The organism is uncultured Rossellomorea sp., assembly GCF_947488365.1.
In the GTDB taxonomy this organism is placed as follows: domain Bacteria; phylum Bacillota; class Bacilli; order Bacillales; family Bacillaceae_B; genus Rossellomorea.
The window spans coordinates 37,902-56,963 of the sequence record NZ_CANKZT010000010.1 but is presented as its reverse complement, the minus strand read 5'-3'; the positions used below and the strand labels follow the sequence as shown (position 1 = coordinate 56,963).

Annotated in this window: 20 protein-coding genes; 19 read left to right on the top strand and 1 reads right to left on the bottom strand. The window is 40.0% G+C overall.

What is annotated here, in order from left to right; translation table 11 throughout:
• Positions 1-782: 782 nt before the first annotated feature.
• From Q1B03_RS20965 to rsmI, 10 genes are all read left to right on the top strand, one after another.
• Positions 783-983: a sigma factor G inhibitor Gin gene (locus Q1B03_RS20965; RefSeq protein ID WP_262481870.1), complete on the top strand. Its 201-nt coding sequence runs from the start codon at positions 783-785 to the stop codon at positions 981-983.
• Between the two features lie 152 nt (positions 984-1,135).
• Positions 1,136-2,554 carry an aminotransferase class I/II-fold pyridoxal phosphate-dependent enzyme gene (locus tag Q1B03_RS20960; RefSeq protein ID WP_299746435.1) on the top strand — a complete coding sequence of 473 codons (1,419 nt, stop codon included), beginning with the start codon at positions 1,136-1,138 and terminating at the stop codon, positions 2,552-2,554.
• Between the two features lie 18 nt (positions 2,555-2,572).
• Positions 2,573-3,205 carry a dTMP kinase gene (gene tmk, locus Q1B03_RS20955; RefSeq protein WP_299746432.1) on the top strand — a complete coding sequence of 211 codons (633 nt, stop codon included), beginning with the start codon at positions 2,573-2,575 and terminating at the stop codon, positions 3,203-3,205.
• A 144-nt stretch (positions 3,206-3,349) separates the two neighbouring features.
• Positions 3,350-3,679 (top strand): cyclic-di-AMP receptor, encoded by a 330-nt coding sequence (locus Q1B03_RS20950; RefSeq protein WP_044340646.1) that lies wholly within the window; start codon positions 3,350-3,352, stop codon positions 3,677-3,679.
• A 15-nt stretch (positions 3,680-3,694) separates the two neighbouring features.
• On the top strand, positions 3,695-4,135 hold the full coding sequence (locus tag Q1B03_RS20945; protein WP_299746427.1) for a YaaR family protein: 441 nt from the start codon (positions 3,695-3,697) through the stop codon (positions 4,133-4,135).
• Positions 4,136-4,152: 17 nt separating this feature from the next.
• Positions 4,153-5,136: a DNA polymerase III subunit delta' gene (gene holB / locus Q1B03_RS20940; protein ID WP_044340644.1), complete on the top strand. Its 984-nt coding sequence runs from the start codon at positions 4,153-4,155 to the stop codon at positions 5,134-5,136.
• Between the two features lie 7 nt (positions 5,137-5,143).
• A complete protein-coding gene (locus Q1B03_RS20935; protein WP_299746423.1) occupies positions 5,144-5,971 on the top strand; it encodes a stage 0 sporulation family protein in 828 nt (275 codons plus the stop codon).
• 14 nt (positions 5,972-5,985) lie between these two features.
• Positions 5,986-6,360, top strand: a complete 375-nt coding sequence (gene yabA / locus Q1B03_RS20930) for a DNA replication initiation control protein YabA (protein ID WP_299746420.1) — start codon at positions 5,986-5,988, stop codon at positions 6,358-6,360.
• A gap of 164 nt (positions 6,361-6,524) precedes the next feature.
• Positions 6,525-7,280, top strand: a complete 756-nt coding sequence (locus Q1B03_RS20925) for a tRNA1(Val) (adenine(37)-N6)-methyltransferase (protein ID WP_299746417.1) — start codon at positions 6,525-6,527, stop codon at positions 7,278-7,280.
• 24 nt (positions 7,281-7,304) lie between these two features.
• A complete protein-coding gene (gene rsmI / locus Q1B03_RS20920; protein WP_299746414.1) occupies positions 7,305-8,177 on the top strand; it encodes a 16S rRNA (cytidine(1402)-2'-O)-methyltransferase in 873 nt (290 codons plus the stop codon).
• A gap of 617 nt (positions 8,178-8,794) precedes the next feature.
• On the opposite strand, the gene Q1B03_RS20915 is transcribed toward rsmI, so the two are convergent.
• Complete coding sequence (locus tag Q1B03_RS20915; RefSeq protein WP_044340639.1) at positions 8,795-9,076, bottom strand: AbrB/MazE/SpoVT family DNA-binding domain-containing protein; 282 nt, start codon at positions 9,074-9,076, stop codon at positions 8,795-8,797.
• 489 nt (positions 9,077-9,565) lie between these two features.
• Here Q1B03_RS20915 and metG point away from each other — a divergent pair, with 489 nt between their 5' ends.
• The 9 genes from metG (at position 9,566) to ispE (ending at position 19,013) form a co-directional block, all read left to right on the top strand.
• Complete coding sequence (gene metG, locus Q1B03_RS20910) at positions 9,566-11,524, top strand: methionine--tRNA ligase (RefSeq protein ID WP_299746411.1); 1,959 nt, start codon at positions 9,566-9,568, stop codon at positions 11,522-11,524.
• Positions 11,525-11,851: 327 nt separating this feature from the next.
• Positions 11,852-12,619: a TatD family hydrolase gene (locus Q1B03_RS20905; RefSeq protein ID WP_299746405.1), complete on the top strand. Its 768-nt coding sequence runs from the start codon at positions 11,852-11,854 to the stop codon at positions 12,617-12,619.
• 250 nt (positions 12,620-12,869) lie between these two features.
• A complete protein-coding gene (locus Q1B03_RS20900; RefSeq protein WP_299746400.1) occupies positions 12,870-14,102 on the top strand; it encodes a G5 and 3D domain-containing protein in 1,233 nt (410 codons plus the stop codon).
• A 119-nt stretch (positions 14,103-14,221) separates the two neighbouring features.
• On the top strand, positions 14,222-14,782 hold the full coding sequence (gene rnmV / locus Q1B03_RS20895; RefSeq protein WP_299746395.1) for a ribonuclease M5: 561 nt from the start codon (positions 14,222-14,224) through the stop codon (positions 14,780-14,782).
• Positions 14,775-15,653: a 16S rRNA (adenine(1518)-N(6)/adenine(1519)-N(6))-dimethyltransferase RsmA gene (gene rsmA, locus Q1B03_RS20890; RefSeq protein ID WP_299746391.1), complete on the top strand. Its 879-nt coding sequence runs from the start codon at positions 14,775-14,777 to the stop codon at positions 15,651-15,653. The genes rnmV and rsmA overlap by 8 nt, the downstream gene beginning before the upstream one ends.
• Before the next feature lie 245 nt (positions 15,654-15,898).
• A complete protein-coding gene (gene yabG, locus Q1B03_RS20885) occupies positions 15,899-16,777 on the top strand; it encodes a sporulation peptidase YabG (protein ID WP_299746386.1) in 879 nt (292 codons plus the stop codon).
• 566 nt (positions 16,778-17,343) lie between these two features.
• Entirely contained in the window at positions 17,344-17,613 is a 270-nt protein-coding gene (gene veg, locus Q1B03_RS20880; protein WP_032085220.1) for a biofilm formation stimulator Veg, read from the top strand.
• A 129-nt stretch (positions 17,614-17,742) separates the two neighbouring features.
• Positions 17,743-17,925, top strand: a complete 183-nt coding sequence (locus tag Q1B03_RS20875) for a small, acid-soluble spore protein, alpha/beta type (protein ID WP_299746376.1) — start codon at positions 17,743-17,745, stop codon at positions 17,923-17,925.
• A 233-nt stretch (positions 17,926-18,158) separates the two neighbouring features.
• Positions 18,159-19,013 carry a 4-(cytidine 5'-diphospho)-2-C-methyl-D-erythritol kinase gene (ispE, locus tag Q1B03_RS20870; protein WP_299746370.1) on the top strand — a complete coding sequence of 285 codons (855 nt, stop codon included), beginning with the start codon at positions 18,159-18,161 and terminating at the stop codon, positions 19,011-19,013.
• The last annotated feature ends 49 nt before the right edge of the window (positions 19,014-19,062 follow it).

Sequence of the window (19,062 nt, the reverse complement as noted above, 5' to 3'; positions counted from 1 at the left end):
TTAAGCTCTTCAGCGCCGATGGTAGTTGGGGGATCTCCCCCTGTGAGAGTAGGACGTCGCCAGGCAAATATGAAAAAAGGGTAGCTCTTAGGAGTTACTCTTTTTTTGTCGTTTGAATTTTTGAGATTGTGGATTGAACATCCATTCTCTATACAGCTGAGCGGATAATCTAATTCAGCGGGTAATTACTCCGAGAATTTAGGTAACAATTGGTAAAAGACGCATAAAACGAAAAAGTGACGCAATAATGTCCGAAAACGACGCATAAAATAAAATAATGACGCAAAAAAGTATGATAATGACGCAATAATGGTTAAAACGACGCAATTACCACAAATCAAGACACAGCCATACCTAAACAAACCGTACTAGTACCGATAAAAAGAGGCAATCTTCCAAGTTTGGTTACGTTTTCACACGAAAACAACTTATTTTATACCATTTTACAAGTTTTACAGCTTTCTATCCGCACATTCCCGGCACATCCACATGAATGATTCACTTTCCAAATCCCAAAATGAATAATCAATATCCCACCATTATCTACTCTTCTTTTAAACTAACTTTGCCCCACAGCACCCCCTTTCTCCATAAAAGATCTATACCAACCTAAACCTTCCCAGTATTTTTTCCACAATCTTTTTTATAGAGACATACACAGACAGGGCGATTGTAACATAAGATAAATTACACTTGATTATTCTGTCAGTTTAAAAGTTTGAAATAATGTATACAATTTAAGGTTTTGAGGCAGAATAGGTTGTATGGAGGTGGAGAGCCCTATGTTAAATCCGGAGCGTAAGGCGGCTTTAGAAGAGTGTATCGTTTGTCACGTTGAAAAGAAGGTTGGAATCCATCTATACACATCGTTTATCTGCACAGAATGTGAGAAAGAAATGGTTCAGACAGAAACCAACGATCCTTTGTATAAAACGTTTGTTCAAAGATTAAAAAAAGTGAATACTCCTCAAATCTATTCATAACCAGGAAGTATCCTTGGTTATGATTTTTTTTGATATTAATAGCTTACGTGCAAAGCGTTGTACTTTAAAAAGTTTTCCTTGTTCCTTGACGCAACGAACAGCATGGTTGTGATACGATATGAGTGGATATTTGTTTTGAGGAGATTTAGAGAATGAAACGAGATCATACGAGAACCCCGCTTATTGAGGCGATAGAGAAGCACCGGTCTGCAAAGCCTATCTCTTTTCATGTGCCGGGTCATAAAAATGGTTTATTGTTGAATGATGATCCATTTTATCAATCTGATGTTACTGAATTAAGCGGATTGGATGATTTACATGATCCACATGAGGCAATACGTGAAGCTGAGGACTTGTTGTCGGATGTATATGGGACGTTGAAGAGTTATTTTTTAGTGAATGGGAGTACAGTAGGGAATATCGCTGCAATTCTTACTTCATGTTCACCTGGAGATCCCATTTTTGTTCAAAGGAATTGTCATAAGTCAGTACTAAACGGAATCAAGCTTGCGAAGGCGGTTCCTATATTAATAGAAACAGAGTGGAACGACGAGGGGATTGCTCTTGGTATTAATCTAGACGCTTTGAAGGAAGCATTGAAGGCATTTCCTCATGTGAAGGCGTGTGTCCTTACCTATCCGACTTATTATGGGTTCACCTATAATATCGATCAGATAATTGAGGAATTACATAAACATGATGTGACGTGTATCATTGATGAGGCACATGGAGCTCATTTTTCATTGGGCACACCCTTTCCAAAGTCTGCAATTGAACTTGGAGCAGATATTGTCGTCCATTCGGCCCATAAAATGCTCCCTGCCATGACGATGGGTTCTTATTTACATATTGCAAGTGACAGAGTGATTGAACGTAAGGTAAGAGAGTATTTAACTATGCTACAATCAAGTAGTCCATCTTATCCGATTATGGCATCCCTGGATTATGCCAGATCCTATGTCGGAACCTTTACTAAAGAGGATATGGATCAAAATATTAAAAGGGTCAATGAGTTTGTACAAGCGTTAGATGGGATTCACCCTCAGCTCATTGTAAACCGGGCTCATGACCCACTAAAGCTTGTCATTCAGCTAGAGGGAAGGTCGGGGTATTCTCTTCAACAGTTATTAGAGTCAGAAGGGATTTACTCGGAGCTTGCAGACCCTGCTTATGTACTATTGGTTCTTCCGTTACTGAAGAAAGATCGTTCTTTTCCTTATAAAGAAGCAATCAGTCGAATGAGTAAGGCATTAGGGAATGCACCGATAATAGAAAAGATAACGAATCATGGAATAAATCGTTCAAATAGCGATGAGAATTATTTTACTACCTTGGCATTAAGCTTTGAAGAGATGGAGGATAAAGCTGAAATTCTCGTTGCCCTTGAGGAGGCAGAAGGAGAAATTTCTGCAGGAATGGTCACTCCTTATCCACCAGGAATTCCTATGTTGATCCAAGGGGAACGAATTACCTCTCATGCCATTGCGCGTTTAACAGAGTATGTAAAGAATAAGGCGAATATACAAGGTCATCACCGCTTAGATGAAAACCGTGTGTTTGTGTACCGCTAAGCAAGTGGAGGGAAAGACATGTCAAAAGGATTGTTTATTACAGTTGAAGGTCCTGAGGGAGCCGGGAAATCAACTATATTAACTGAGTTATATAATCAATTAGTACAAGAAGGATTCGATGTCATTCAGACGAGGGAGCCTGGAGGCATTTCGATTGCTGAACAGATTAGAGAAGTGATATTAAATACAAAGAACACGGAAATGGATAAACGGACGGAAGCTCTTTTGTATGCTGCAGCGAGACGACAGCATTTGGTGGAAAAAGTGATTCCCGCACTCGATGAAGGGAAGATTGTGATTTGTGATCGTTTTATTGATAGTTCTCTTGCGTATCAAGGGAATGCGCGTGGAATCGGTATGGAAGAGGTCATGAACATCAATCAATTTGCGATTGAGGATAAGATGCCTGATCTTACCTTGTATTTTGATATCGATCCCGAAGAAGGGTTAAAGAGAATTGCGAAACACAATGGAAGAGAAGTGAACCGGTTAGATCTGGAATCGGTCGATTTCCATACCCGCGTCCGGGAAGGGTATCAGAAGTTAATAAAACAATATCCTGATCGTATACAAGTCATCGATGCCAGCCAAAGCAAAGAAGCTGTATTTGGTGATGCATATGGTATCGTGACCGATTACTTAAACAAGTAAGTTTAGTGAAAAGGGAAAGGCGGAATTCTAAGCAAAAATTGGTGCTAAGAAGTCCGTCTCTTTTTTAGATGAAACATGTATGTAGATCTTGTTCAATGATATAATAGAAGGAAGTAAATGGCTTTATAACGGAGGAATTGATTTATGAAGGTAATTATGGCAGTTGTTCAAGATAAAGATAGCAATCGTTTGTCTAATGCCCTGATGGAACATAATTTTCGTTCGACGAAATTAGCAAGTACAGGCGGGTTTTTGAAGTCTGGAAATACCACGTTCATTATTGGTACTGAAGATATTCGTGTAGATAAAGCGTTACAGGTTATTAAAGAAAACTGTCAGTCACGTGATCAGATGGTGGCTCCTGTATCCCCTATGGGTGGAAATGCAGATTCTTACGTGCCTTACCCTGTTGAAGTAGCCGTTGGTGGAGCGACCGTGTTCGTTCTTCCTGTAGAGCAATTCCATCAGTTTTAAAGTGGGGTTTAACCTATGAAAATTACCCAAGACCATCGAGTGTCCTTAGATAAAGTAGCAAAAGACCAGAAGTCTAACAGCACAGGTCATGTTAAATTCGGGCAGCTTATTCACAAGCACGATCAGAAAATGCAGATGGATCAGCTCAATAAGCTGCTTGTCACAATAGAAAATGCCGGCAGTCGTTTAGCCAAATCAAGATCCTTTAAAGATCTTGCTAAATATAAAACATTGGTCAAGAAATTTGTGCGTGAGGCCGTAGATTTCGGAATGGATCTGAAGCAATCTCATACATGGAATCAGTATGGCGAGGGCAGAAAGCTCAATATAGTAGAAACCATCGATCAACAACTTGTTGAACTGACGGAAGATGTATTAGATAAAGAAAAGAAGTCCATTGATATATTAGGGAAAATAGGTGAAATAAAAGGATTGCTTATTAATCTTTATATGTAAGAGAGTGATGTTAAGACATGTTGTTTGAAGAGATACAACCATTTCAGCCCGTCGTTCTTCAGATGCTTCAAAACAGTATTGTGAAGGATCGTGTCGCTCATGCTTATTTATTTGAGGGTGAAAAAGGGACACGGAAGAAAGAAATGAGCATCCTGTTTGCAAAAGCATTGCTATGCGTAAACCGCGTGGATGGAAAGGCTTGTGAAAGCTGCTCTAACTGTAAAAGGATTAATCATGGGAACCACCCGGATCTGCATGTCGTTGAGCCGGACGGTCTTTCAATCAAGAAGGATCAGATTAAAAGTTTACAAGAAGAATTTTCGAAAACCGGTGTAGAATCCAAGAAGAAAATCTACATTATCGTTCATGGAGATAAGATGACGGCCAATGCAGCTAATAGCCTGCTTAAGTTTCTTGAAGAGCCATTAGCAGATACAACGGCGATTCTTATCACAGAAAATATTCATCGGATTTTGCCTACTATTCTTTCCAGGTGCCAGACGATTTCCTTTAAACCGTTGCCGAAAGAACAGCTGACAAAACAATTATTGGAAGAGGGGGTTCAGCCTCATTTAGCAACCCTTGCATCCAACTTGACGAACCATTATGAGGAAGCTGTAGAAATATGTCAAAATGAGTGGTTTGCACAAGCAAGAATAATAGTGTTAAAATTATATGAAGTCCTCCAGAAAAGTCCCTTCCAAGCAATGGTCAAAATACAAGAGGATTTTGTACAGCACTTCAAAGAAAAAGATCAAGTCGATCGAGCATTAGATCTTTTACTTCTAATATATAAAGACTTACTTCATATCCAGTTAGGAAAAGAAGAACAGCTCGTGTACCCGGACCAAAAGGAAAACTGGAAATCAAACGCACTTCAAGTATCTACCAATCGTCTTTCTACTAATATGACGGCGATACTTGAAGCAAAACGCAAGTTAAACGCCAATATGAATTCGCAGCTGCTAGTAGAACAGCTTATGCTAAAACTGCAGGGGTGATGGTCCTTTGTACGATGTTGTAGGAGTACGCTTTAAAAAAGCGGGTAAAATCTATTATTTCGATCCGGGTGAATTGGATATTCAGAAAGATTGCTATGTGATCGTTGAAACGGTTCGCGGGGTCGAATTTGGAAAAGTAGTCGTAGAGAGAAAGCAAGTAGGAGAAAATGATGTAGTGCTTCCATTGAAAAAAGTGATTCGTATCGCTGATCAAAAAGATCGTTTAATCGTAGATGAGAATAAATCATCTGCAACGGAAGCCTACAATGTATGTTGTGATAAAATTAATCAGCATCAATTAGATATGAAATTGGTAGATGTAGAATATACATTTGATCGAAATAAAGTCATATTCTATTTTACGGCTGATGGACGAGTTGATTTCCGAGAGCTAGTAAAAGATCTAGCTTCCATTTTCCGTACCCGCATAGAACTTCGTCAGATTGGCGTTCGAGACGAAGCGAAAATGCTGGGTGGTATTGGTCCTTGTGGCCGCATGCTATGTTGTTCAACCTTTTTAGGAGATTTTGAACCGGTATCCATTAAGATGGCGAAGGATCAGAATCTATCCCTTAATCCAACGAAGATTTCAGGTTTATGCGGACGTTTAATGTGCTGTCTGAAATACGAGAACGATGAGTATGAAGCAGCAAAAGAAGAATTACCTGATATCGGAGAAGTGATTAAGACACCTCATGGAAAAGGAAAAGTGGTAGGTCTTAATATTCTGGAACGTATTCTTCAAGTGGAAATTAAAGAAGAAGAGCGGGTTCTGGAATTCACATTAGATGAAATTATGAACGCGGGTGCCGTATCATTCCAAGCCACAGAGTAACGGGGTGTAGTGTCGTGGATAAAAAAGAGTTCTTTGATTCAGTCAGTAACATGGAACAACAAATTGGTCATTTATATCATCAATTAGGTGAGCTCAAACAATGCCTAGCTGAAATGTTAGAAGAGAATAACTCTCTGAAGCTTGAAAATGAGCATTTGCGCCGTAGACTGGAACAAACAGAGAACTCACCAAAAAAGGTACAAACAAACAGCGATGCGGGTACAACGAGTGAGTCAGACTTAGAAGATAAAACACTGGATATTGGAGAAGGGTATGACAACCTTGCTCGATTATACCAGGAAGGATTTCATATTTGTAATATACACTTCGGAAGTCCACGGAAGGATGAAGACTGCTTGTTCTGCCTTTCTTTCTTAAATAAGAAATAAAGGTGCACTTCATTCTTTTGAACTGAATACAGAGTAAAAAGGGCTGATCCATGTGTAGTGGGATTGGTCCTTTTTATTGGAATAGTTTAGAGGGACTAGCTGCCGGAGCCGGACAAATCGTAAAGCGAAACAACATATAATAGAAGAAAAGAAGGAGGTAAGGCATGGTTGAGTTAAAAGAAGATGAACGTTTAGATTATTTATTGGCCGAAAACATGAGGATCATTCAAAGTCCATCTGTTTTTTCCTTTTCAACAGATGCGGTCCTATTGGCCCATTTCAGCTATTTACCGATTCACAAAGGGAAAGTGGTTGATCTATGTTCGGGTAACGGCATCATCCCCTTATTACTAAGTGCAAGAACCAACGTTGAAATTACGGGGGTGGAGATTCAGGAAAGACTATTTGATATGGCACAAAGAAGTATCGAGTATAATGGCCGTCAAAATCAAATATCCATGAAGCTGGGGGATGTGAAGGAAATTGATCAGCTTCTTCATCATTCCCATTATGATGTCGTAACCTGTAATCCTCCATACTTTAATACTCCACCCGGGGATAAAAGAAACGTAAACGAGCACTATGCGATTGCCCGTCATGAAATCTTATGTTCTCTTGAGGATACCATCAAAGCTTCAAGCTATCTCCTGAAGCAAGGGGGAAAGGCTTCCTTCGTCCATCGTCCGGGTCGATTGATGGACATCCTATCGTTGATGAGGAAGCATCGTCTCGAGCCGAAACGATTGCGCTTTGTATATCCGAAGCCGGGAAGAGAAGCCAACACCATCTTAATAGAAGGAATAAAAGATGGGAAACCGGACCTGAAAATTCTTCCTCCCCTTTATGTGTATGACGAACAAAACAAATACTCAAGGGAAGTATATGATATGCTGTTTGGAAAGAATGAAGATAAGGACTAAGGAAATGAGAAGGTGAGCGATTCAATGAACCAGCAAAAAAGCTTTCAAGATAGTGACAAAGGAAGCTTGTATCTTGTCCCTACACCAATCGGGAATTTAGAGGATATGACGTTTCGAGCAATCCGCATGATGAAGGAAGCGGCAGTGATTGCTGCTGAAGATACAAGAAATACGAAAAAACTATGTAATTACTTTGAAATTGACACGCCTATCATTAGTTATCATGAGCATAATAAAGAAACGAGCGGACCGAAGCTGATTGAACGAATGAAAAGAGGCGAGCTCATTGCCCTTGTAAGTGATGCAGGTATGCCATCCATCTCAGATCCGGGATACGAACTGGTGAAAGAAGCAATCCATCACGAAATTGCTGTCATTCCACTACCGGGAGCTAATGCAGCTCTTACGGCTTTGATCGCTTCAGGATTGGCTCCGCAGCCATTTTATTTCTATGGGTTTTTACATAGAGGGAAGAAAGACAAAAGAGCGGAACTGGCTACACTTAAAACGCTGGAAGATACATTTATCCTTTATGAATCACCACACAGATTAAAAGAAACATTAAAAGAGCTATATGGAGCTTTGGGAAATAGACAAATCGTTGTTTGTCGTGAGCTCACGAAGAAATTCGAGGAATTCATCCGTGGATCCCTGGAAGAAGTAATGGAATGGGCAAACGATGGAGAAGTACGAGGCGAATTCTGCTTATTGATTGAGGGAGCAGGTCCGTTGGAGAAAGAAGAGGAAGACGTCTGGTGGAGCAGCTACTCCCTCCAGGAACATGTTCAACACTATGTAAATGAAAAAAGCATGTCCTCCAAAGAAGCCATCAAACAAGTCTCTAAAGAACGATCCCTTCCAAAACGGGAAGTATATCAAGCTTATCATGTTGAATAGAAAAGTGCAGAGAGGCAGAATCAATAAATAAAAAAGGCTCTTTTCGCAAAGATTGTTGTTTTCTAGCATAGAATCTGCCAGGGCTCTATCAACCAGGTTTATGCTGGATGGTGAGGGAAACTGCTCTGCTTGCAGCTAGCGTTCGGCCGAACCTCCTCAGCTTAGCCGAACGGGGTCTCGGCACGTCCAAAATCCGCCGGAGTCTGCGCAGTTCCCCTCACCATCTTAAACAGTATTTTCATGACAGAGCTTCAAGGTGTGCAAGAAAACAATGTTACGAGAAAAAATAATCCTTCTTCCTTAAAATGAAATTCAATCTCTTTTACCTTAAATGAGATTGCTTGCTAAAATTCTTGTTATGATTGATTTCTATTAAGGATTCATGCTTAGAAAGTTGATTGGAGCGGAAGGATGCTCGACTCCTGCGGGAATAGCTGGACAGGTGAGTCCCCGGAGGCTTGCCGAGGAGGCTCACCGCCAGCCCCGCGGAAAGCGAGCATCCCGGAGCGGAAATCAACAATTACTTTCTCCTCTACAATAGCAACAAACTTTACGAATAGATCCATAAAAAAAGGCCTGAGTCTAGTCACTCAGGCCTTTGGTATATTAACAACAAATTATTTTGTTTGTAGTGAATCCTGGATTTCTTTAAGTAATTGATCTGCACCTTCACGGCTAAGAACCAATTTACCGTTAGCAAGCTTGATGTTGTCATCAGAAACTTCACCAGTGATTTGGCAAGTCATGCTTGGCTTATATTTCTTTAAAATGATTCTTTCGTCATCTACATAGATTTCCAAAGCATCTTTCTCAGCAATACCTAATGTACGACGTAATTCGATTGGAATAACGACACGACCTAATTCATCAACTTTTCTTACAATACCTGTAGACTTCATTTAAAAATCTCCTCCAAATATAAGATATTTATATCTCTCTCTAGTTCGTCAATATTCGACAAATTTCTTTTGTTGCTTCTATCATACCAACGTTTAGGAATATCGTCAATAATTATATCTGTAAATTTTTAAGAAAAAATGGATAAAAAAAAGCTGTTATAATAAGCTTTACGCTTTGTTGTAAAAAATTGTATTACCAATTGAATATTATTGTAACGAAAGTAATGCAAGTGAGAAATGTCGAATTATCTTTATGGTATGTATACATTCGACAAATTTAGACAAAAACCCGCACGTGTTTCGACAAAATCAATATTCAACATTGTTTAGTTGCAGAAACCCTATATTTTAGGTATATTTTGATGAGATAAGAGGTTAAGATGATAGGTAAGACGCAGATAATGGATGTACGTAACAATTATGCCACTATAAACCATACGGATGCCCATATGGCTTTATGGGGGTAGATAAAAAAGGGAGGAACAGAAAGTGGAAGAAAAGTTGAACACCTTCTATATAACAACACCGATTTATTATCCAAGTGGAAATTTACATATTGGACATGCTTACACCACGGTAGCTGGTGATGCGATGGCCCGTTATAAGAGAATGCGTGGATTCGATGTCATGTACCTGACAGGAACGGACGAGCATGGACAGAAAATTCAACGTAAAGCCCAGGAAGAGGGGATTACTCCACAAGAATATGTAGACGGGATCGTTAGTGGAATTAAAGATCTATGGGGGAAATTGGATATTTCATATGATGACTTTATCCGTACGACTGAGAAGCGTCATAAGGATATTGTGGAAAAGATCTTCCATCAGCTTGTCGAACAAGGTGATATTTACTTGGACCAGTATGAAGGCTGGTATTGTACACCATGTGAATCCTTCTTTACTGAGCGTCAATTGGAAAACGGAAACTGTCCTGATTGCGGCAGACCTGTTGAAAAAGTGAAGGAAGAATCGTACTTTTTCAAAATGAGCAAGTACGCTGACCGCCTCCTTGCTTACTATGAAGAAAACCCTGAGTTCATTCAGCCTGAGTCCCGTAAGAATGAGATGGTGAATAACTTCATCAAACCTGGTTTAGAAGACTTGGCTGTTTCAAGAACAACCTTCGACTGGGGAGTGAAAGTACCGGGAGATCCCAAGCATGTCATTTACGTGTGGATCGATGCCCTTTCCAACTATATTACAGCCCTTGGCTACGGCAGTGAAAAAGATAAAAATTACTTAAAGTACTGGCCAGCGGATGTTCACTTGGTCGGGAAGGAAATTGTTCGTTTCCATACGATTTATTGGCCGATCATGTTAATGGCATTAGATCTTCCGCTTCCTAAGAAGGTTTTCGCTCATGGGTGGCTTCTGATGAAAGACGGGAAAATGTCTAAATCTAAAGGGAATGTAGTTGATCCTGTTACCCTTATTGATCGCTACGGCCTTGATTCTCTTCGTTACTACCTATTAAGAGAAGTGCCATTCGGTTCTGATGGAGTCTTTACGCCAGAAGGATTTGTTGAACGCATCAACTTCGACTTAGCAAATGACTTAGGAAACCTGTTAAATCGTACAGTGGCCATGATCAATAAATATTTTGATGGAGTCATTCCAGCCTATGTTGATTCTAACGGTGAATTCGATCAAGCCCTCCTGGATATGAACAAAGAAACAGTGAATAAATATGAAGAAGCAATGGAAAACATGGAGTTTTCTGTAGCTTTGTCCAGTCTATGGCAGTTAATCAGCCGTACGAATAAATATATTGATGAAACTCAGCCTTGGGCACTTGCTAAAGACGAAAGCAGAAAAGAAGAGCTCGGCAGTGTGATGAGTCATTTAGCTGAATCATTACGAAGAGTCGCTGTTCTTTTACAACCATTCTTAACGAGAACTCCTAAAAAGATTTTTGAACAATTGAACCTTCATGATGAAAAAATGCACACATGGGAAAGCTTGGAGAGTTTTGGAGCTATTCCAGTAGGAACTGAAGTAGTGAAAAAAGGGGAACCGATCTTCCCGCGACTTGAACTTCAGGAAGAGGTAAACTTCATCAAAGAGAAAATGCAAGGATCTGCTCCAGCTGTTGAAGAAAAGAAGGAGCCTGCTAAAGAAGAGTCAGAGGAAATCGGAATCGATGATTTCATGAAAGTTGATCTTCGCGTAGCGGAGGTCATAGGAGCTGAGCCGGTTAAAAAAGCGGATAAACTGCTTAAGCTGCAATTGGATCTTGGCTTTGAAAAACGACAAGTTGTGTCAGGAATTGCTAAATTCTATCAACCGGACGAACTGGTTGGGAAAAAAGTGATCTGTGTGACAAACTTGAAGCCAGTAAAACTGCGTGGAGAACTTTCACAAGGAATGATTCTTGCCGGTGAAAAAAATGGAACACTGTCTCTTGCTTCCATCGACCAGTCTTTACCAAATGGAACAAAAGTAAAATAAGTAAGGTTTTTATGCTTTTGTCGATAAAGGGATGTTCCACGTGGAACATCCCTTTATTATATTAAAATAATGAATATATGGAATGAAATTTGTCATATTAGGTATTTATTAAACTCATTACTATATTTAGAAAACAATAATATAGAAAGAAACAGATTGTTTTGGTTCTGTGACGAAAGTAGATAGAATGAAGAGTACCTGCGAATGAAACAGAAGTAATAAAAAATATCCATAGAAACCATAATATGTAATATGAATGTTACATGAATGTGATGCTTGTCATGCTTTTTTATATTAAACTTATCTTTATTACAAGGAGTGTCTTACATGCTATTTGATACACATGTTCATTTGAATGCTGAACAATTTGACGAAGATCTGGAGGAGGTAATTTCAAGAGCAAGAGAAGCTGGAGTTGAAAAGATGGTGGTCGTCGGCTTTGATCGGCCAACGATTAACCGGGCGATGGAGCTCATTGAGCAATATGAATTTTTATATGCCAGCATCGGTTGGCACCCAGTGGATGCAATTGATATGAAGGATGAAGATTTAGCTTGGATAGAAGAGCTCTCCAACCACCCTAAAGTAGTTGCCATAGGGGAAATGGGACTCGATTATCACTGGGATAAATCACCGAAAGATGTTCAAAAAGAAGTGTTTCGAAAACAGATCCATTTAGCTAAAAAGGTAAAACTCCCAATAATTATACACAACCGTGATGCCACACAAGATATAGTGGATATCCTCAGGGAAGAAGGAGCAGAGGAAGTTGGAGGGATCATGCATTGCTTCAGCGGAAGTCCTGAAATTGCTCAAGAATGTGTGGATATGAATTTCTACATTTCTCTGGGAGGTCCCGTAACCTTTAAAAATGCGAAAAAGCCAAAAGAAGTAGCAAAAGAAATTCCATTGGAAAAGCTTCTGATCGAAACAGACTGTCCTTATTTAGCACCTCACCCGAACAGAGGGAAGCGAAATGAACCTGCATACGTAAAGCTGGTAGCAGAACAGATCGCGGAGCTTAAGGAAGTATCATTAGAAGAAGTAGAGAACAAAACAACCGAAAATGCAAAAAAGTTATTCAACATAATCTGACATCAGATATTGTCGAGAATTGAGAGAGCTTGTCCAAATAGTTAATAAAAACAAAAAGTTCTACATAGGATTCTTGTTTCATAGGATAATCATGTCGATAACTCTCTCTTTTCTTTTTCTCTTCTTTTATGCATAATATGTTTTATGTTCCCTGGGTTTCAATATTTTGCTAGATTAAGTTAAAAGAAGTAAGGGTTGACAGTCACTGGATTACTCTATATAATCACTCCGAGAAAAGGAGGCGTTTTTCATGAAGTTTAAAACCATGAAAAGCCTGTTTTCCAAGTCTTTGAGTCGAAGGAAATGGATTGTTACAATCGGAACATTGGTAACATCTGCAGCTGTATTCGGAATTCTTTTTTATGAAGGATCTAAAAACACTGTGGCATTGACCCTAGACGGCGAGCAAAAAGAGATTAGGACGCATGCAAATACTATTCAAGATATATTAAAAGAATTAGAGATTTCAACCCGCTCAGAAGACTATTTGTACCCCTCGGGGAATACGAAGGTCTCAAATAACATGAACATTGTTTGGGAACCGGCAAAACAGGTAGAAGTAGTAGTAGGGGATCAGACGAAAAAGGTCTGGACGACTGCTGATACAGTAAAAGAGTTACTCTCTGAAAATGAAATTAAAGTAGGAGAGCATGATAAGGTCCAACCCGGCTTATCAGAAAAAGTAACAGGGAATATGAATGTCAAGATTGATACCGCATTTTCACTTAAGCTAGTGAACGGTGGAAAAGAACAAAAGGTATGGTCTACTTCGACTACGGTCGCTGACTTTTTAAAGCAACAAGGAATTACACTAAAGAAATCAGACCGTGTTGAACCAAGTTTAGACAAAGTTGTTAAAGCAAATGATGTCGTAAATGTCGTTCGAGTTGAAAAAGTCACCGATGTAGTGGAAGAGACAAAGGATTTCACCGTTATTTCCAAAAAGGATTCCGATCTTTCAAAAGGAAAAGAGAAGGTCGTTCAAGAAGGTAAAAACGGCTTGATTGAAAAGAAATTTGAAGTTGTGAAAGAGAACGGCAAAGAGGTTTCCAGGAAGTTAGTTAGTGAAAAGGTAGTGAAAGAAAGCCAGGATAAAATCGTTAATGTCGGAACGAAGGTTTTAGTGGCTCAAGTTTCCCGTGGAAGTTCATCTTCTAATTCATCTGCCTCAGCCTCAGCTGCTCCAAGTGGAGGAAGAGAGTTTTATGTGAGCTCTACAGCTTACACTGCATCATGTAACGGATGCTCAGGCTATACAGCTACAGGAATCAATCTGAAATCAAATCCGAATGTTAAGGTGATTGCAGTAGACCCTTCTGTTATTCCTTTAGGAACAAAGGTATATGTAGAAGGCTATGGCTATGCCGTAGCTGCAGATACGGGTGGAGCAATCAAAGGGAACAAAATTGATGTATTCTTCCCGTCTAAATCAGATGCCTATCGTTGGGGAAGAAAAACAATTAAAGTAAAAATATTAAACTAAGAGCAGGGGTGTTCTCCTGCTTTTTTTTATTTATCGGTGAAAACCGTTATAATAGCTTTAGGTCTTCAATGATTAGACGAAAATGAAAGCAGAAAAGTTTCAATTCTTTTGGAGGAATTATGAAAATTAAAGAAATCATCGTAGTGGAAGGAAAGGACGATACGGTAGCCATTCAACGTGCTGTCAATGCAGATACGATTGAAACGAATGGTTCTGCTGTGTCTCCGGCTACTATAGAGAAAATAAAACACGCCCAGGAAAAAAGAGGCGTAATCATCTTTACCGATCCGGACTACCCGGGTGAACGTATCCGGAAGATTGTGAGTGAAGCGGTACCGGGTTGTAAACATGCCTTTGTACATAAGAAGGATGCGCTGCCAAAGTCAGGCAGAGGAATAGGAGTAGAGCATGCTTCGCCAGATATCATAAGAGAGTCTTTAAGAGAGGCTCATGTGCTGGATGTTGAGCAGGAAGAGGTTATCTCAAAAGAGGATTTAATTGATGCAGGCTTAATCGGGAGTGCTCAGTCGAAGGACCGAAGAATTGCTCTTGGTGAGAAGCTTAGAATCGGATACACTAATGGAAAACAGCTGCATAAACGATTAAGGATGTTCAATATTCAAAAAGAAGAGTTTAAAAAAGCTTTAATGGAAATTATTCAGGAGGAAGAACATGCATAAAGATATTGCCACCCCGATACGTACGAAAGAGATATTAGGTAAGTATGGTTTCTCGTTTAAAAAGAGCCTGGGTCAGAATTTTTTGATCGATCCTAATATCCTCAGGAACATAACGGAATACGCAGGTTTATCTGAGAAAACCGCAGCCATTGAGATTGGGCCTGGAATCGGTGCGTTAACAGAACATCTTGCGCGCACCTCGGGAAAGGTCGTTGCCTTTGAAATCGACCAGCGACTGATTCCTATTCTGGCCGATACACTATCCCCTTACGAAAACGTTAAAATAATCAATGAAGATATATTAGAGGCGGATGTTGAAGCCATTATTAATAAAGAGTTTGAAGGGTTCGAAGACATTATGGTAGTGGCCAATCTCCCTTATTACGTCACTACACCTATCATTCTTAAGCTGTTGATGGAGCGACTTCCAATCAGAGGGATCTGTGTCATGCTTCAAAAGGAAGTAGGAGACCGCATTTCAGCCCAACCCGGAACAAAAGCGTACGGATCTCTTTCGATTGCCATACAGTACTATACAGAGGCCGAGATGGTCATGACTGTCCCGAAAACGGTCTTTATGCCGCAGCCGAATGTTGATTCAGCCGTCATCCGTTTAACGAAGCGGGAGAAGCCTCCTGTCGAGGTTATCAGTGAAGACTTCTTCTTTACCGTAACACGCTCTTCTTTTGCTCAGAGAAGAAAGACGATCTTGAACAATTTAAGCAGTCAGCTTCCTCAAGGAAAAGAAAAGAAAGACTTAATCCTCGAAGCTTTATCTGCTGCGGGGGTTGAACCTACCCGCCGTGGAGAGACACTGACGATACAGGAATTCGGCCGGTTGAGTGATGCGTTATACCCGAACTTTAATTAAAGCTTGGATAGATGGCTAAACGTGTAAGTGCGTTTAGCCATTTTCTTGTTCCCGTGTACTCCGCAAGGGACACCCATTTTATTGACACCGAACAGTAGAAGGTTGCATAGGTTATCACAGGGAATATTTACTTAATTGATGATAAGGAACGTGTTGAGAAGGATAAGATAAACGTTGATTCTCCTCGGCTTATTATTTCCTTTTTTAATTTATCAACGAATGTTTAGCCCATGGGAGTGACTGATGTGAATATCGAAATCAATGATGTCGTAGGTCGCCTTTCATATCAATGTGATATTTTATTCCGAGTGATAGATATCCGCATGATAGATGGTCAAAAAACGGCGGTGCTGTATGGTGAAGATTTTCGATTAATAGCGGATGCTCCTTTTCATGATTTGAAGAAGATGGACCCTAGAGAGCAGGATCGTATTACACAGGAGTTTCGTTCAAAGGAGGAACAATCTCTTGACCTGTTCCGACAGGATATAGAGCTTCTCAAGTATAAGCAGGAGTATAGAGTAACGAATGCTTATCGAGACGATTATAACTATTTCCAAGTTCCAGGGAAAGTGCTTCATCTTGATGGAGATCCCAGCTATTTAAGAAAGTGTCTAGATCTTTATGAAAAAATTGGTGTTCCAGTAAAAGGTGTTCACTGTAGTGAGACAGAAATGCCTGAACAAATTGGGTCCCTTATCGATAAATATAGACCGAATATTATTGTATTGACTGGTCACGATGCCTATTCTAAGGCAAAAGGGACCAAAGCTGATATTAACGCATATCGACATTCGAAGTATTTTGTTCAGGCAGTGAGAGAGGCACGGAGCAAATCTCCTCACTTGGACCAGCTGGTGATCTTTGCGGGTGCTTGTCAATCCCACTTTGAATCACTCATTCATGCTGGAGCCAATTTCGCCAGTTCTCCATCCAGAGTTAATATCCATGCATTGGATCCAGTATATATCGTGGCTAAGATTTGTTTTACGGGGTTTAAGGACTCGGTTAATGTTTGGGACGTCATCCGTAATACGTTAACAGGGGACAAAGGGCTTGGCGGAATCGAGACGAAGGGTGTTCTTCGGACTGGGATGCCATATAAAATTACTGAAGAAGATTAGGGGATGTTCGACAAAAATCAAATAGACCTTACAATTTACCGCGTGAATTGTAAGGTCTATTTGGTGTTTAGATGTATAGATTAGTAAGGTGGGTTTTTTAGTGGTTTTATGCTTGTCGCCTCTGGGCAAAGCCCCTCCGCTTTTATTGTTATCCAGCTCCGGCGGCTAGTCCCTCGAGGTCATAAGGCAAGTGCATCAAAAAGGCAAAGAACGCCTTTCCGATGCACCCGCCTTATGCTTGTCGGGCCTGACCAAGCCGCCTCCGCTTTTATTGTTTCCAGCTCCGGGGCTTAGAGGCTCGAGGTCATAAGTCAAGCATGTCAAAAAGGCAAAAAGCGCCTTTCCGGCATGCTCGCCTTATGCTTGTCGCCTCTGGGCAAAGCCCCTCCGCTTTTATTGTTTACATAATTTCTCAATGTATGGGGAATGTTAGGTGTGTAGAAAAAACGTACTTTTTGTTGAATAAAATATATTGACAGGTGTTCGTGATTCTTGTTAAAATAATAAATTTATTTGACTAAAATTACATAATGTGTTATATTTGATTATAGTGAGGTGGAAGCGAAATGCCAAAAACATTAGCCGACATTAAAAGATCCCTTGATTCTAATCTGGGGAAACGTTTAATGCTTAAAGCAAACGGTGGACGTCGAAAAACAATTGAGCGTTCAGGTGTTCTAGCCGAAACGTATCCTTCTGTATTCGTTGTTCAACTGGATCAAGAAGAGAATGCGTTCGAACGAGTTTCTTACAGCTATGCAGATGTTCTCACTGAGACAGTTCAATTAACATTTTATGATGAAGCAACAGGAAATATCATCTTTAGCCAGCAGTAGACAATTGTTTGCTGCTTTTTTATTTGTCTGATTTTCATGATTTACATAGATAGCGCTCCCTTCCTTTTGTTATGTTTTGTCCTTTTGTACACATACTAAACGTGTGGTACATCTAAAGGAGGTAGACTTATGAGCAGAAGAAGAGGAATCATGTCTGATCAATTAAAAGAAGAAATCGCTCAGGAATTGGGATTCTATGATGTTGTTCAGAAAGATGGTTGGGGTGGAATCACGTCACGGGATGCAGGTAATATGGTGAAGCGCGCAGTTGAGCTCGCAAGTCAGCGATTATCTGAAAATCGTCCTCACTAACTCTTTTCACGCGTACAGGATTACATCTTTTATCAGTACCATATACAGGGGGTCGCCTTAAAAGTGTAGTGCTTTTCAGGCGGCCCCTGTTTTAATAAGGACAAGACAATCTTTCCTATCAGTACTTTACGTGATAAAATAACATACTTGTATGAGTATGTTTAGAAGTTAACACTCTCAATAATAAGTGTATGATACAATATAACAAAGAGTATTGGTAAGAAGGTGATGATATGAGGTTATTAGTGAAGGCGCCGGCAAAAATTAACCTATCACTTGATGTTTTACATAAACGTTCAGATGGTTACCATGAAGTTGAGATGGTTATGACAACAATTGATTTAGCAGATAGAATTGAGCTTACGAATCTTTCTGATGATACGATTAAGATTCTCTCGCATAATCGATTTGTACCGGACGATGGAAGAAACCTTGCCTATCAGGCTGCACAGCTTTTAAAGACGAGGTTGAATATCAAAAAAGGGGTAGCAATTTCCATTGATAAAGTGATACCTGTAGCAGCAGGATTAGCAGGCGGGAGCAGTGACGCAGCAGCAACTTTAAAAGGGTTAAATCGATTATGGGATTTAGGTCTCAGTATGGATGAGCTGGCAGAACTTGGTTCCGAAATTGGTTCAGATGTATCTTTCTGTGTTTACGGGGGTACAGCTTTAGCATCAGGCAGAGGTGAGAAGATCCAACACCTTCCTGCTCCACCAAATTGCTGGGTTATTTTGGCGAAACCAACAATAGGAGTTTCAACAGCAGATGTTTATAAAAATTTGAATCTGCAAAACATTACACATCCGAATACAAACGCCATGGTTTCAGCTTTGGAACATGGAAATTATCATGATATATGCTCCAATCTTGGGAATGTACTTGAATCAGTCACATTGGATATGCACCCTGAAGTGGCCCAAATAAAAGACCAAATGGAGCGCTTTGGTGCCGATGCTGTTCTAATGAGCGGAAGCGGCCCGACAGTATATGGATTAGTGCAATATGAATCAAGACTTCATCGAATCTATAATGGTTTAAGGGGTTTTTGTGATCAAGTGTTCGCGGTGCGCATGCTGGGAGATTAAGACCTCTTGCCGAAATCCGTATATTAATGATATATTTACATTATAATAT